The organism is Pseudarthrobacter sp. NIBRBAC000502770 (genome assembly GCF_006517815.1).
In the GTDB taxonomy this organism is placed as follows: domain Bacteria; phylum Actinomycetota; class Actinomycetes; order Actinomycetales; family Micrococcaceae; genus Arthrobacter; species Arthrobacter niigatensis.
In genome coordinates this window covers 3,673,651-3,688,487 of sequence record NZ_CP041198.1, presented here as the reverse complement: position 1 = coordinate 3,688,487, position 14,837 = coordinate 3,673,651, and the positions used below count along the sequence as shown (strand labels likewise).

Below are 14,837 nucleotides of genomic sequence, written 5' to 3'. Positions count from 1 at the left end.
CCTAGCCCTCTTCGGTGAAGTGCCGGACCCAGTTGGCCGTGGCCAGCAGGCCGCCAAAAGTGTAGAAGTGAAGCCCTACCTGCGCCGGAAGGTGGTGGTCCGGACGTGGTGCGTGGTCTGCAAGTACGGCGGCCAGATCGTTGACGAACCGGTCCGGGCCGGCGTCGCCCATCAGGTTGGTCAGCGAGAAGCCGTATTTCTTCACGATCATGGCGTTGGCTCCCACGCCGAAGCGCCGAGCGAAACCGAGGAGCCGCTTGACTCCGGCCGGGCCTGGCGTGCCTACGCGGATGGGAGCCTGGATGCCCCTGGCCCGGACCTCGTCGATCCACGCGGCAACCGGCGCCGTGTCGAAGGCGAACTGCGTGATGATGGAGGCCTTAAGCCCCTGCGCGGCGAGGGCTGCGGACTTGTCCTCCAGGGCACGCCAGAGATCTTCCTTGCGGATGTCCGGATGGCCTTCCGGATACCCGCCGATTCCCACCTCCCGAACCCCGTACTGCTGCAGGAGCCCGGTGTTGACCAGTGCCAGGGAGTCCCCGTACGGGCCCTCCGGTTCTGCGGGGTCGCCGCCCACCACGAAAAGATGCTCGGCGGCGCCCACCTCCTGGAGCCGCCCAAGGAACTCCTCAAAGTCGCCCTTCGACTTCAGCCGGCGCGCCGAAACGTGCGGCACAGGGATGAACCCCAGGTCCCGGGCCGCCTTGGCCGCGGCCACCCGCATCTCCAGGTCCTCGTTGCCGAGGAAGGTGACATTGATGCGGGTGCCCGGCGGAATGCCGTCCTTTGCCTCGATGAGGGCAGGAATGTCCTTGCCGGTCATCTCCAGCGAGAAGTTCTTGATGAGTTCCAGGGATGCTGCCCGGTTGGGGGCGGGCATGGTTCGAGTCGCCATCAGGTCATCCTTTCGGCGGGTGCAGCGGTGCACCCGCCTCCAAGATTACCTATGAGCATAGGTAATGTCGATAGTTATTCGGGGATTGCTGATCCCTTCTTGCCTGCCGGCCGTCCGCAGGCCCTACCCTTCGGCTGCGCCCGGTTCGAGATGGGCGATGGCGCGGGTGTCCTGGAAGGCCCGGACCCCTTCGATGCCCTGTTCCCGGCCCATGCCGGACTGCTTCATGCCGCCGAAAGGTGCGCGCAGGTCCAGGCGGGTTGCCCCGTGGTCGTTCACCCAGACGTAGCCGCAGACCAGCCTGCCGCCCACGCGGTCGGCCGCTGCCGGGTCGGCGGTCCACACCGAACCGCACAGGCCCGCCCAGGTGGCGTTCGCCGCCTCCACCGCCTCGTCCTCCGTGTCGAACGGGATCAGGGGGATCACGGGCCCGAACTGTTCCTGGGTGACAACCCGCAGCGAGGGGTCCGGATCGATGACCAGTGCCGGGCGCAGGAAGTTCCCGCCGTGCAGTTCAGGGTCCGAGGGAAGGGTGCCGAACTCCCTGACATCGGCGCCCGCTTCCTTGGCCTCCTCGATGAGTTCGGCCACGAAGGCTTTCTGCACGGGGGAGTGCAGCGGACCCATGGTGGTCCCGTCGTCGAGCCCGTAGCCGATGACCGCCTTTTCAAGCCGCTGCGAGAGCCCGTCCACCACCTCGTCCAGGCGCGAACGGTGCACGTAGACCCGCTTTGCGTTCATGCAGATCTGGCCGGTCGTGTCGAAGATGGCGGCATAGAGCCGGTCCAGGTGGGTGTCGTCAAGGACCGCGTCCTGGAGGATGACGGCGGCGTCGTTCCCGCCGAGTTCAAGCGTCACGCGGGTGAGGGACTTCGCGGCCATTTCCATGATGCGCTTGCCGCCGCCCACGCTTCCCGTGAAGCAGACCTTGGCAATGTCCGGGCTGGTGATGAGTTCGGCCATGTCCGCGTCCTTGCCGGTCACCACGTTCAGCACCCCTGGCGGAAGCTTTTCGGCAATCCGCTGGACCACGCGCGTGGTTGCCAGCGGCGCGGTGGGCGGCGGCTTAACGATTGCCGTGTTCCCTGCCAGCAGTGCGTGCGGCAGCGAGGCCGCGAGGATGGCAATGGGCCAGTTGAAGGGCACGATGACCGTCACCACGCCCAGGGGCTGGAAGGTGACAGACGTGGAGACGGGAATGCCGGGCGCGGGCGGCAGCGTCTTGGCGGTGTCGACGTCGGGAGCCAGTTCCAGCGCGAGGTTCCACCTGATCTCGAACACCAGCGAGTCCACCCAGGCTTCCATGCGGATCTTGCCGTTTTCCTGCGAAAGGATGGCTGCATCCTCATCGCGGAAGTCCGCAATGCCTTCCAGCGCCTGCCGCATCCGGTCCGCTCGCTCCTGAGCCCCAGGGCAGCCCATCCGGGGTAGGCCGCCTTTGCCGCGGCGATGGCATCCTGGACGTCAGACGGCCCGGCGGCCGCGGCGTGGCCCACCACTGTGCCGGGCTTGCCGGGATCGGCAATCTCCATGGTGGCGGCGGCCTGGCGCTCGGTGCCTCCGATGAAGAGGCCGGTGGTCACCGGGGCGGACGTGTCCACTGTGTTGGTCATGATGATGCACCTCTCTGTGCGGTACTGCCGGGATCCTTTAATTTTCTCACTGGCTGACGTTCGGCGTTCCGTGCGTATGGAACGTCTCGATGGTTTTCATGCCCCAGGCCTGCCCTTTGCGGCGCTCCTCCTGGCTCCACTCGACCACGGGCGAGTCCGGGTCAAGCAGCAGGCGGGCGCCGGCGTTGGCCAGTTCGATCCGGTTGCCGCCGGGCTCCCAGACATACAGGAAGAACGTCTGGTTGATGGCGTGCTTGTGCGGACCGGACTCGATGTGGATGCCGTTTTCAAGGAAGATGTCCGCGGCCTTCAGGATGTCCTCGCGGGTATCGGGGGCGAACGCCACGTGGTGGAGCCGGTTGCCGTGCTTGAGCCAGTCGTCGGAATACACGATGTCGTAGGACTTGTTGTTGAAGTGGAACCACCAGGCGGCGTATCCGCCGTCGTCGAGCCGGATGCGCTCACTCTCCCGCCCGCACAGCGCCTGGGCCACGAACTCCCCGTTGGCCTCCACGTCCTTGGCCAGGAAATTGATGTGGTCCAGCCGCCGGGCGTTGACTCCCCGGCCGGGGAAGGCCGAGGCCTGGTTCTTCAGGGCGGGTTTGTCGTCCGTGGCCACGTACCGTTCGGTTTCGTAATAGATGCCCAAGAGGTGCCCGTCGGGGTCCCGGAAGGAATAGGTGGGCCCGGTTCCCACTTCACCGTCTTCCCAGCCCATGCCCAGGCCGGTGGCTTCGATGGCGGCGACCCGGCGCTCCAGTGCCTCCCGGCTGGTGGCCCGGAAGGTGGTTCGCCCGACGCCGGCATCGGCCGAGGCGGTGAGTTTGACGGTGTAGAGCTGGTATTCGTCCCAGGTGCGAAGGTAGGCGGACTTCGTGCCGGCGCTGCTGGTCTCCGCCACGACGCGCATGGCGAGCAGGTCGCGGAAGAACCACAGGCTTTCCTCGAAGACGGGGGTCAGCAGTTCCACGTTTCCCAGGTGGGCGACGTCGAACGAGGTATACCCGGTCATGAAGCTGTCCTCTCTAAAAGGGGTCGTTGTGCAGGCGTCAGGGGCGCGGGAAGACGCGTCCATCGAAAATCTTCCGTGCCGTCCTGAGGGCGGTTGAGCGGGTCACGGTGTAGCCGTCCGGGGTGGCCTCGATGGACACCTCGACGTCGAAGTGCCCGCTGGGGTGTTCCACCCGGAAGGGTTCTCCCGGTGAAGGAAGGACGCCCAGGCCGTGGCCCACCGATCCTTCGGCCAGTACTCCGGCCGCCACGGTGAGTGCTCCCAGCACGCCGATGGAGGTGTGGACCCGGACGGGAAGGAAGCTGCGGGTGGCGATGGCACCCCCCTCCCGCGGCGGCGCCAGCAGCACCAGCTTGGGCACGGTGGCAGCGCTGACATCGCCCATGCCCATCAGGTCCGCCGCCGCGAGGCGGAGCCCGGCCAACCGTTGTGCCAGGCCTGCATTGGCCTCAAGGTCTGCGGGGGCCTCGTCCCCGGCGACGCCCAGGTCGGCGGCGCGCATCAGGACGGTGGGCATTCCGTTGTCAACGCACGTGAGGTCCACCCCGTCCGCGCGGTCCATGACGTGGCCTGTGGGAAACAGGGCACCGGTCGAAGATCCCGCGGTGCCTTCGAAATTGAGCCGGATGGCTGCCGCCGTACCTGGAACCCCGTCGATGGCCACCGCCCCGCCTGCCGCCGGGCCGCCGTCGTAATCCACCACCCCGCCGGGGGTGGCAAACCGCGCCGTGGCCATGCTGCCCGTGTTCAGCATCCGGATGCGCACCTCGGTCTGGCCGTCGGCCGGCTGCACCAGGCCCCGCTCCACGGCGAAGGGCCCCACGGCCGCAAGGATGTTCCCGCAGTTCTGCCGGCTGCTGACCAGTGCGGTGTCCACGGCGACCTGGAGGAACAGGTAGTCCACGTCCGCGCCGGCGTCCGAAGACGGCGAGATGACGGCAACCTTGCTGGTCAAGGGGTGCGCCCCACCCAGTCCGTCCACCTGGCGGGGATCAGGCGAGCCCATGATCCGCAACAGCAGGTCGTCGCGTTCTGCGGGGTCGGCAGGCAGGTCCGAGGCCAAAAACAACGCACCCTTGGAGGTCCCGCCCCGCATCAGGAGGCAGGGGATCCCCTCTGTACCCGGCATGTGCACCCTCGCGTTCCACGGCGGGCATGGTGCCTGGACGGCCCATGGTCAGTCCTTTCCGGCGGACAGTGCCAGAAAACCACGCTCTGGAACTTTGGTCAAGACATCCGATACAATTTTGTTAGCAATCGTGTTGGTACTGGACGTCCCGGGCTGCCCTCCGCCGTGGACCGAACGATGGAGTTCGCAGTGACAGGCATTTCACAGTGACAGGGACTTTGCAGGAAGCGCTGGACCGGGCCGCTTCACCGGTCCAGCTTCTACGTGATTCCCCGGCCGGCCCCCACGTTTTTCCCGTCCGGGCGGAGTTCAGCAACTGGCGCTCCGAGCAGAATTCCTGGCGTACGGCCTGCGCCCTCCTGGACCAGTCCCACCACATGACCGATCTCTTCCTCTCCGGGCCCGACGCGGAGGGGCTGCTGCGCGGGCTCGCGGTGAACTCTTTCGCGAACTTTCCCGTGGACCGTGCCAAGCAGTTCATTGCGGTGAACCATTCAGGGCAGCTCATCGGCGACGCCATTTTGGCACATCTTGACGAACGGTCCTTCAACCTGGTGGGCCACCCGATGGCCATCGACTGGGTGCAGTACCACGCCGAAACCGGAGGCCACGACGTTAAAGTTTCCCGGGACGGAAACTCGATCGTCCGCGCCGGTGACCCCCGCCTGTTCCGCTACGAGCTCCAGGGGCCCACCGCCATGGCCATCGTCGAAAAACTCACCGGCGCCCCGGTACCGCAACTCGGGTTCTTCCACATGGGGCACCTCCCCATCGCCGGACTGCAGGTCCGGGCCATCCGGCACGGCATGGCCGGACAGCCCGGCTTTGAGCTGTTCGGCCCCTGGGCAGAGGGCGGACGCGTCAGGGACGCGCTGCTTCAGGCCGGCGGGGAGTTCGGCCTGACCCAGGTGGGGGCAAAAGGCTATTCGACGGCGAACCTTGAGTCCGGCTGGGTGCCCTCGCCCGTGCCGGCGGTCTTCACGGACGAACGGTTGCGCGGCTACCGCGAATGGCTTCCGGCTTCAGCGGCCGGTTCCCTGGGCGGGAGTTTCGATTCAGCGGACATCGAGGACTACTTCCTGACCCCGTACGAGCTCGGGTACGGCCGCTCCATCGCGTTCGACCACGACTTCGTGGGGCGGGAGGCGCTGGAAGCGCTCTCCCGCACCTCCTCCCGCCGCAAGGTGACACTCGTCTGGAACCCCGACGACCTCCAGGACGTGATGGGTTCCATCCTGCGTCCCGGCCTCCCCGCCAAATACATCGACCTGCCCAAGGCCCGCTATGCCCTCTTCCAGGTGGACCGGGTGCTCCAGGACGGCGTCACGGTGGGCCAGTCCTTTGACTGCGGCTACATCGCCAACGAGCACTCTTTTGTTTCCCTGGCGGCGGTGGAGGGACTGGAGGACGGCGCCGAGGTCACCGTGCTCTGGGGCGAAGAGCCCAACTCCGCCAAACTGCAGGTGGAACCCCACCGGCAGGTCCCCATCCGAGCCACCGTCGCCCCCGCTCCCTTCGTGCAATACGCACGCGAGAGCTACCGCGCCACCCACTGAACCGAAGGAGAACAGCCCATGGCCCCGAAATCCCTGCAGGACGTGCTCGATGCGGCGGGCAATACCGTCGAACTGCTGCGCAATTCCCAACTCGGCACCTACATCTACCCCGTGGTCCCGGCAGAATTCACCAACTGGCGGCGCGAGCAGCGCGCGTGGCGCGAAACCGCGGTGCTCTACGACCAGTCCCACCACATGGTCAACTTCTTCGTAAAGGGCCCCGATGCCCTGAAGCTCTTCTCGGACACCGGCATCAACAGCTTCGCCAACTTCCCGGTCAACACCGCCAAACAGTTCGTCCCCACGGCCTCCAACGGCGGGGTGATCGGCGACGGCATCCTGTTCCACCTGGAAGACCAGGAGTTTGTCTACGTGGGCCGCGCGCCGGCTGCGAACTGGCTCCAGTTCCACGCCGAAACCGGCGGGTACGACGTCGAATGCACCTACGATGACAGGTCGCCGTCGCGCCCGTACGGACAGCCGGTCAGCCGTAAGTACTACCGCTTCCAGATCCAGGGCCCCAGCGCCTGGCAGATCATCGAGAAACTCAACGGCGGAACCCTGGAGCAGGTGAAGTTCTTCCACATGGGCCACCTGGGCATCGCCGGGGAACAGGTGCGGACTCTGCGCCACGGCATGGCGGGAGCGCCGGGGCTTGAAATCTGGGGACCCTACGAACAGCACGGAAAAATCCGTGATGCCGTGCTCGAGGCCGGGGCTGAGTTCGGGCTGGAACCGTGCGGGTCGCGGGCCTACTCCTCGAACACACTGGAATCGGGCTGGATCCCCTCGCCGCTGCCGGCAATCTACAGCAGCGACGCCGAGCGCGCCTACCGCCAATGGCTGCCGGCAACCAGCTATGAAGCGGTCAACGCGCTCGCCGGCTCGTTTGTCTCCGGCAACATCGAGGACTACTACCTCACCCCCTGGGAACTGGGCTACGGCTCCTTCGTGAAATTCGATCACGACTTCATTGGCCGCGACGCCCTCCAGGGGGTCGATCCTGCTGCGCAGCGAAAAAAAGTCACCCTCGCCTGGAACGACGAGGACCTGGCCGCCATCTGGGCGTCGTTCCTGGACCGGGACAAGCCCGGCTACCAGTTCTTCGACGTCCCCAACGCCAACTACGGGTCCTCCAACTACGACGCCGTCATCGACGCCGACGGGACGGGGGTGGGCCTGTCGCTCTTCACCGGCGTGACGGCCAACGAACGCCGCGGCCTCTCGCTGGCCACGGTAGACCCCAACGTGGAGATCGGTACCGAGGTGCGGGTTGTCTGGGGCGAACCCGACGGAGGGTCCCGGAAGACTACCGTGGAACCGCATGAACAAATCAGTGTCCGGGCCGTCGTCAGCCCCGCCCCCTACGCGGTGACAGCCCGCACTGAATACCACGGCGGCTGGCGGACCGCTGCCGCCGGTGCCCGATAGGCCGGTGGGAACGGCCGGCCCCGCTGTCGCCGTCCTGGGCCTGGGAGAAGCCGGGAGCATCTACGCCCAGGACCTGGCCGGCCGTGGACTGCGGGTGACGGGGACGGATCCGGTGGTCCAGGCAGTTCCGCCGGGGGTGCTGCAGGCCCCTGGAATCAGCGAAGCGGTGGCCGGCGCCGGCCTGGTGATCAGCCTGGTGGGTGCCGGCGCGGCGGAAACCGTCCTTGCGGAGGCGCTGGCCGCCATAGACCCGGAAGCCGTCTTCGCGGACCTGAACACCGCGGCACCGGGCCAAAAGCGGCAGTTGGCGGAACGGGCCGCCAGGAGCGGAGTCCTTTTCGCCGACGTCGCCATCCTGGCGCCCGTTCCCCGCGGGCGGATCAATTCGCCCCTGCTGATTAGCGGCACGGGGGCTGATGCCCTGCTGTCACTCTTCACCGGATGGGGTATCCCGGCGGCCGGCGCAGGCGGCGAAGCCGGTGCTGCCGCCGGCCGGAAGCTGCTCCGCAGCGTGTTCATGAAGGGACTGGCCGCATCCGTCCTGGAGGCGGTCACGGCCGCCGAGGCGGCAGGGGCAAAAGACTGGATCATCAGCCAGATCGCAGCGGAACTTGGCCCGTCAGGCGACGCGCTGGTGGCGCGGATGCTTGAGGGGACGCGGCTGCATGCCGTCCGGAGGGAGGCGGAGATGGTTGGGGTGCGGGAGTTCCTGGAGTCGCTCGGGACCGCCCATCCGGTAACGGACGCCAGCATCGAGTGGCTGCATTCGCTCGCGCTCCGGCAGCAGGAACAGGTTGCGGACAGTCCTTCCTGACTACGCCCGCAGCCGTCTTCCCGGACCGGCTAGGCCACCCGCCAAACGCTGCACTCGTCCGTATTGATAGCCTTCCGCACCCCGCTGATGCGGTCGAGGATCCAGACCACGCCGATGCCGGGAGCTGTCTCCTGCACGCTGCCGCGGCGGATCACCACGTCGTCGTAGGAGGGCCCCACCGAAAGGCGGGCTTCGATTTCGTCGCCGCGGTGGAGCTGGTCCAGGGCGCGGACTCGTGTTACATGCGTGGTCGCCTTCTTCAACATCGCGGGGCCTCCTGGCTGGAGCTGGTGCGGGCTCTTGCCTGCAATACCAAGTGTGGGCCGCGAATGTTGCGTGCCGGTTTCCCAGCGGTTAGGGCGCGGTTAGTACTTCGCGCCGCCCCGGTTTCAGGCTGCCGCCCCGCCGCGGTAGGCCGCCAGGAACGTGGAAATCCTCCGGACGGCTTCCTCGATGTCCAGCACCGAGGGGAGGATGACGAAGCGGAAGTGGTCCGGCGCCGGCCAGTTGAAGGCCGACCCGTGGGAGACCAGGATTTTTTGGTCCCGGAGCAGGTCCAGGACAAACTTCTCGTCGCTCTCGATCGGGTACAGGTCCGGGTCCAGGCGCGGGAACAGGTACATGGCGCCCGACGCCGGGACGCACGTCACGCCGGGAATGGCAGTGAGGAGCTTGTGGGCCAGGTCCCGCTGTTCGCGCAGCCGGCCGCCAGGCTTCACCAGCGCGTCGATGCTCTGGTACCCGCCCAGGCAGGTCTGGATGGCGTGCTGCGCGGGAACGTTGGCGCACAGGCGCAGCGACGCCAGCAGTTCCAGGGCTTCACGGTAGGCGGCGGTGGCGGCCAGTGGACCGGTGATGGCCACCCAGCCGGCACGGTAGCCGGGCATCCTGTAGGCCTTGGACAGGCCACTGAAGGTCAGGCAGCAGACGTCCTCGGCCACGGCAGCGGTGTGGATGTGCGTGGCGTCGCCATAGAGCACTTTCTCGTAGATCTCGTCGGAGAACAGGACCAGGTTGTGCTTCCGGGCCAGGCCGGCGAACTGTTCCAGGATGTGCCGGGGGTAGACGGCGCCGGTGGGGTTGTTCGGATTGATGATCACAATGCCCTTGGTGCGGCTGGTGATCTTTGCTTCGACGTCGGCCAGGTCCGGCCACCAGTTCTCGGCCTCGTCGCAGATGTAGTGCACGGCCTTGCCGCCGGTCAGGGTCACGGCGGCGGTCCACAGGGGGTAGTCCGGCGCGGGGACCAGGATTTCGTCGCCGTTCTCCATGAACGCCTGGAGGCACATGGAGATCAATTCGCTGACGCCGTTGCCGATGACGATGTCCTCGACCCCGATGTTCATGAGGCCCCGGGTCTGGTAGTACTGCGAAATGGCTGTCCGCGCCGTGAAGATGCCCTTCGAATCGCTGTACCCCTGGGCGCCGCGCAGGTGGTGGATCATGTCCACCACCACGGACTCCGGCGCTTCCAGCCCGAAAGGCGCGGTGTCACCGAGGTTCATCTTGAGGATCCGGTGCCCCTCGGCCTCCATGTTCTTCGCCGCCTCATGGATGGGGCCGCGAAGTTCATAGCGGACATTCCGGAGTTTGCTGGAGTGTTGCATGGCGCGCATGGTTGATCTTTTCACACAGCACGGGCGGCGGGCGGCGGGGAAGGCCAGTCCGTGGACGCCTGCTGGCACAGCGCTCCCTATTCGATAAGTTGTGAACTTGTAGTACTGCCTTCCTGCGGTGGTGCACGGCGGAACGGGAAGGAAGTACCCCACGTGGGCGGTGTGCTGGTCGGACTGGCGGTGATCGGCGTCGTCATTGCCGTCGGATATCTTGCTGCGCGCTGTGGCCTGGGCGATGAACCCACCATCAACGCACTGACCCGCACCGCTTTCTTCATCACCAACCCGGTCCTGCTGTTCACCGTGGTGCTCAAGTCAGACCTATCTGTGGTCTTTTCCGCCTATGTTCCGCTGGCCATGATCACGGCGGCGGCAACTGCGCTCCTCTATGTGGCCGCCAGCCGGATCTGGTTCCGGCGACCACTTGCCGAGACTGCGGTGGGTGCCATGGCCGGCTCCTACGTCAACGCCAACAACATCGGCATCCCCATCACGCTCTATGCCCTGGGGGACGCCACCCCGGTGGCCCCGGTCCTGCTGGTCCAGCTCCTCCTGTTCGCCCCCCTGGTCCTGACCCTGCTGGACCTCTCGGAAGCCGGCCGGTTCTCGCCGCGGCTGATGCTCACGCAGCCCTTCCGCAACCCCATGATCATCGCCTCGCTCCTCGGCGTGGTCCTGGCAGCGTTCCACGTGGAGTTGCCCGCCCCGGTGATGGCGCCGCTGACCCTGCTGGGCGGTGCGGCTGTCCCGGTGGTGCTGCTGGCCTTCGGCATGTCGCTGCGCGGCACCAGGATGCTCCGGAGCGGCGGGCACACGGCCGAAATCCTCACTGCCACGGCGCTGAAGTCCGCTGTGATGCCTGCCGTGGCATTCGTCGTCGGACGCTTCCTGTTCAATCTGGACCACCACATGCTCCTGGGTGTGGTGCTCATGGCCGCGCTGCCCTCGGCCCAGAACGTGTTCCTGTTCGCCAGCAAGTACGGTCGCGGGGTGGCGGTGGCGCGGGAGACCATCCTGCTCTCCACGGCCGCAGCTGCGCCGGTGCTGGTGCTGGTGGTGTGGCTGCTGGCGGCCTGAAGCGGGCGCGCCGCCCTACCGCCCGGGCCGCCGGCCGGGCAAGAATGGGCACATGGAACTTCCCGTGATGCCGCCCGTCCCGCCCATGCTCGCCAAGGCCGTCAGCGGCATCGATGGCATCCCCGGCAGCGGAGGCCTCAGTTACGAACCCAAGTGGGACGGCTTCCGGTCCATCATTTTCCGCGACGGGGATGACCTGGAGATCGGCAGCCGCAACGAGAAACCCATGACCCGCTACTTTCCGGAACTGGTGGCTGCGCTCAAGGAAAACCTGCCCCCGCGCTGCGTGGTGGACGGCGAGATCATCCTGGTGGGGGCGTCCGGGGACCGGCTGGATTTCGACACGCTGCAGCAGCGCATCCACCCTGCCGCCAGCCGCGTGAAGCTGCTGGCGGAACAGACCCCCGCAAGCTTTGTGGCCTTCGACCTCCTGGCCCTGGGTGGGGACGACTACACCGGCCGGCCCTTTGCGGAGCGGCGGGCCGCCCTGGAGAAGGCGCTCGCCGGCAGCAAGGCGCCCGTCCACCTCACCGCAGCCACCACGGACAAGGACACCGCCGGGCAGTGGTTCGAGCAGTTCGAGGGTGCCGGGCTGGACGGCATCGTGGCCAAGCGGCTGGACGGCCGGTACGAGCCGGACAAGAGGGTGATGTTCAAGGTCAAGCACGAGCGCACCGCGGACTGCGTGGTGGCCGGCTACCGCCTGCACAAGAGCGGGCCGGACGCCATCGGCTCGCTGCTGCTGGGCTTGTACAAGGACGACGGCGGCCTGGCCAGCGTGGGTGTGATCGGCGCCTTCCCGATGAAGCGGCGGCAGGAGTTGTTCCAGGAGCTGCAGCCGCTGGTGACGGGCTTTGATAACCACCCCTGGGCCTGGGCCAGGCAGGAGGAAGGCGAACGGACCCCGCGGAACGCGGAGGGCAGCCGCTGGAGCGCCGGGAAGGACCTGTCCTTCGTGCCCCTGAAGCCCGAACTGGTGGTGGAGGTCCGCTACGACCACATGGAAGGCGAGAGGTTCCGGCACACGGCCCAGTTCAACCGCTGGCGGCCGGACCGGGACCCGGAATCCTGCACCTACGCGCAGCTGGAGGAGCCGGTGAACTTCGACCTCGCCTCGGTGCTGGCGACGGGCCGATAGCCCCAGGCCGGCCCAGTTTTAATGGGGGAGAGCCCGCCATTTGGGGGAATGGCGGGCTCTCCGGCCTGGAAACCGGGCCAGTCTGTAAGCGGCGGACGGCCTACTTCAGGCCGAGCAGCCTGGTGGGCGTCCGGAAGGACTCCCGGGCCGTCAGGGCGGACACTGCTGCAACGGCGCAGATGATGGCGGTGAAGATGCTGATCTGCACCCAGCCGCCGGGCTTGATGCCACCCATGGCCGCAACGATTGCCGGGGCGAACCCTGCCATCAGGAAGCCGAGCTGCGTGCCGATGGCCAGGCCGGAGAAGCGGACCTTGGTGCTGAACATCTCGGCGTAGAAGGAGGGCCAGACGGCGTTGGCTGCCGCGTAGCCTCCGGAGAAGTAGCCAATGGCGGCCAGGAACATCAGGGGGATGCTGCCGGACTCCAGGCTGAGCAGGAACACCGGGGTGAGGATCGCGCTGGCCACGGCGCCGTAGATGAAGACGGGCTTGCGGCCGATCTTGTCCGCCAGCATCCCGAAGAGCGGCTGCGTGCCCAGGGCCACCAGGTTTGCACCCACGACGAGCCACAGGGTGGTGGTGCCGTCCACGCCGGCCACGGTCTTGGCGTAGCTGATGGCCAGGGTGCCGAACACGGTGGAGACGGCGGCGATGAACGCGCAGCAGATGACGCGGAGGACGTCGCGCCAGTGGCCTTTGAGCAGGTCGGCGACGGGCAACTTGGCGATCTGGGCGGTCCTGCGTGCTTCTTCGAAGGCGGGCGGTTCGTGCAGGGTGCGGCGGATCAGGAACGCCACCACCACCACCACGGCGCTGAGCCAGAACGGGATGCGCCAGCCGATGCCGAACTTGATCTCATCCGGCAGGGCCAGGACGGGGATGAACACCAGGGCTGCGAGGATCTGGCCGCCCTGGGTGCCGGTGAGGGTCCAGGAGGTGAAGAAGGAACGGCGGTTGTCCGGCGCGTGCTCGAGGGTCATGGAGGAGGCGCCGGCTTGCTCGCCTGCGGCCGAGAGGCCCTGGCAGAGGCGGGCGAGCACCAGCAGGACGGGAGCCCACCAGCCGACGGTCTTGAAGTCCGGCAGGCAGCCGATCACGAAGGTGGAGGCACCCATCAGCAACAGCGTAAACATCAGCACCTTGCGGCGGCCCACGCGGTCGCCGAAGTGGCCCAGGATGATGGCGCCCACCGGCCGGGCCACGTAGGCGAAGCCGAACGTCGCAAAGGACATGATGGCCGCATTGGTGTCGGCGTCGGGGAAGAAGACCTTGGGGAAGATCAGTGCGGCTGCGGAGCCGAAGATGAAGAAGTCGTAATACTCGACGGCGCTGCCGAGGAAGCTGGCGAGGGCTGCCTTCTTGGGCGTCCCGCCGGAGGTGAGGGCACCCGCCCCGGCGGACGGAAGTGTCTGGCTCATGGTGTTCCTTTGGTGTGACGACATTGTCGCGGATGGATCTGGGGGTCGCAGCCGCCGTTGCCTTGGTGCGGGCGGCGATGCGGCTGGAGTCCGGTGGAAAGACCCGGCAGGGGTAGCCACATGGTGGGAGCTACTTGTGCGATACAGAAACTATGACTGTGAGGATGGTCACCTGTCAAGAAAATAATCACCATCTAGAAATAGCTCTCACATTGTGGCAATATCGAAGCATGAGTGTGAACCAAGCCACAATGAACGACGACGTTCAGCCGGACCCTGCCGCGCTGGCCGAAGAGCCCGAGGGTGGGAAGAAGGTGGGGACAAAGAAGGCGGCGGACCGGACGGACATGGTGGGCAAAGCCCTGGGACTGCTGGTGCTGCTGGGGGAGGAGCCCCGTGGTGCAAGTGCCGCCGACATATCCCGCCGGGCGGAACTGCCGTTCAGCACTACCTACCGGCTGCTCGGATCACTGGCGCGCGACGGATTCGTGGACTACGAGCCGGATGGCCGCCGCTACCACCTCGGCCTCCGGATCTTCCAGCTGGGCCAGCGTGTTTCAAACCACCACGGTTTCGCCGGCACGGCCATGCCGGTATTGCGCAGGGTAACTGCCGAAACCGGCGAAGCAACCATCCTCAGCGTCCGGGACGGCCTCCACCACCTCACCGTCAGCAAAGTGGACGGCCCGCAGATCTTCCGGGTGACCAGCGACCCCGGCCACCTGGGATCTTTGTCCACCACCGCCGTCGGGAAGGCCCTGGTGGCATTCGCCGAGGACGGGGAGCGCGAAAAGCTCCTCGCGGAGTTGCCGCTTGAGCCGCTGACCGGGAAGTCCATCACGGACCGGGAGGCGTTCAGGGCCGAGATTGCCCAGGTCCGCCGACAGGGCTACGCCGTCATGGATGAAGAGAATGAGGCCGGCATGCGGGCGGTTGCCGTCCCGCTGCTCAACAGCCAAGGCCACGCCTTCGCGTCACTGGCAACGGCTGTTCCCGTCTTCCGGCTGGACCTTGAGGACCTGATCGCCCATGTTCCCCTGCTGCAGGAGGCCGCCGCCGAGCTTGCGGCCCGGCTGCCGCAGCGATAGCGGGCCCAGCGCCCCAACAACGTTTCGCCCCCATTTGTTCGTATAAAG

The 14,837-nt window shown here is 66.9% G+C and carries 13 protein-coding genes; 6 read left to right on the top strand and 7 right to left on the bottom strand.

Annotated elements, in window-relative coordinates:
• Position 1: 1 nt before the first annotated feature.
• The 4 genes from NIBR502770_RS17540 to NIBR502770_RS17525 form a co-directional block, all read right to left on the bottom strand.
• Entirely contained in the window at positions 2-895 is an 894-nt protein-coding gene (locus NIBR502770_RS17540) for a methylenetetrahydrofolate reductase (protein WP_246857306.1), read from the bottom strand.
• 123 nt (positions 896-1,018) lie between these two features.
• Complete coding sequence (locus tag NIBR502770_RS17535) at positions 1,019-2,281, bottom strand: aldehyde dehydrogenase family protein (protein ID WP_246857305.1); 1,263 nt, start codon at positions 2,279-2,281, stop codon at positions 1,019-1,021.
• Between the two features lie 273 nt (positions 2,282-2,554).
• The gene (locus NIBR502770_RS17530) at positions 2,555-3,520 is read right to left on the bottom strand and encodes a VOC family protein (protein ID WP_141182800.1); all 966 of its coding nucleotides are present in this window, start codon (positions 3,518-3,520) and stop codon (positions 2,555-2,557) included.
• 37 nt (positions 3,521-3,557) lie between these two features.
• Positions 3,558-4,649 carry a 4-oxalomesaconate tautomerase gene (locus NIBR502770_RS17525; protein WP_141182799.1) on the bottom strand — a complete coding sequence of 364 codons (1,092 nt, stop codon included), beginning with the start codon at positions 4,647-4,649 and terminating at the stop codon, positions 3,558-3,560.
• A 206-nt stretch (positions 4,650-4,855) separates the two neighbouring features.
• On the opposite strand from NIBR502770_RS17525, the gene NIBR502770_RS17520 reads away from it, so the two are divergent.
• From NIBR502770_RS17520 to NIBR502770_RS17510, 3 genes are read left to right on the top strand one after another with little or no spacing between them, the layout of a single operon-like run.
• Positions 4,856-6,205 (top strand): aminomethyl transferase family protein, encoded by a 1,350-nt coding sequence (locus tag NIBR502770_RS17520; protein WP_141182798.1) that lies wholly within the window; start codon positions 4,856-4,858, stop codon positions 6,203-6,205.
• A gap of 18 nt (positions 6,206-6,223) precedes the next feature.
• Entirely contained in the window at positions 6,224-7,636 is a 1,413-nt protein-coding gene (locus tag NIBR502770_RS17515; protein ID WP_141182797.1) for an aminomethyl transferase family protein, read from the top strand.
• Positions 7,626-8,450, top strand: coding sequence for a DUF1932 domain-containing protein (locus tag NIBR502770_RS17510; RefSeq protein ID WP_210418882.1), 825 nt, complete (start codon positions 7,626-7,628; stop codon positions 8,448-8,450). Before NIBR502770_RS17515 ends, NIBR502770_RS17510 begins: the two co-directional genes overlap by 11 nt.
• Positions 8,451-8,479: 29 nt before the next feature.
• Here the strand turns inward: NIBR502770_RS17510 and NIBR502770_RS17505 are convergent, their stop codons facing one another.
• Complete coding sequence (locus NIBR502770_RS17505) at positions 8,480-8,716, bottom strand: hypothetical protein (RefSeq protein ID WP_141158887.1); 237 nt, start codon at positions 8,714-8,716, stop codon at positions 8,480-8,482.
• A gap of 123 nt (positions 8,717-8,839) precedes the next feature.
• On the bottom strand, positions 8,840-10,066 hold the full coding sequence (locus tag NIBR502770_RS17500; protein WP_141158888.1) for a pyridoxal phosphate-dependent aminotransferase: 1,227 nt from the start codon (positions 10,064-10,066) through the stop codon (positions 8,840-8,842).
• A gap of 153 nt (positions 10,067-10,219) precedes the next feature.
• Between NIBR502770_RS17500 and NIBR502770_RS17495 the strand changes: the two genes are divergently transcribed.
• Together NIBR502770_RS17495 and NIBR502770_RS17490 are read left to right on the top strand one after the other, a co-directional pair.
• Positions 10,220-11,143, top strand: a complete 924-nt coding sequence (locus NIBR502770_RS17495) for an AEC family transporter (protein ID WP_141182795.1) — start codon at positions 10,220-10,222, stop codon at positions 11,141-11,143.
• A gap of 52 nt (positions 11,144-11,195) precedes the next feature.
• Positions 11,196-12,281, top strand: coding sequence for an ATP-dependent DNA ligase (locus NIBR502770_RS17490; RefSeq protein ID WP_141182794.1), 1,086 nt, complete (start codon positions 11,196-11,198; stop codon positions 12,279-12,281).
• A 100-nt stretch (positions 12,282-12,381) separates the two neighbouring features.
• On the opposite strand, the gene NIBR502770_RS17485 is transcribed toward NIBR502770_RS17490, so the two are convergent.
• Entirely contained in the window at positions 12,382-13,701 is a 1,320-nt protein-coding gene (locus NIBR502770_RS17485; RefSeq protein WP_141182793.1) for an MFS transporter, read from the bottom strand.
• 230 nt (positions 13,702-13,931) lie between these two features.
• On the opposite strand from NIBR502770_RS17485, the gene NIBR502770_RS17480 reads away from it, so the two are divergent.
• Positions 13,932-14,789 (top strand): IclR family transcriptional regulator, encoded by an 858-nt coding sequence (locus tag NIBR502770_RS17480; RefSeq protein WP_168223193.1) that lies wholly within the window; start codon positions 13,932-13,934, stop codon positions 14,787-14,789.
• Positions 14,790-14,837 lie beyond the last annotated feature (48 nt).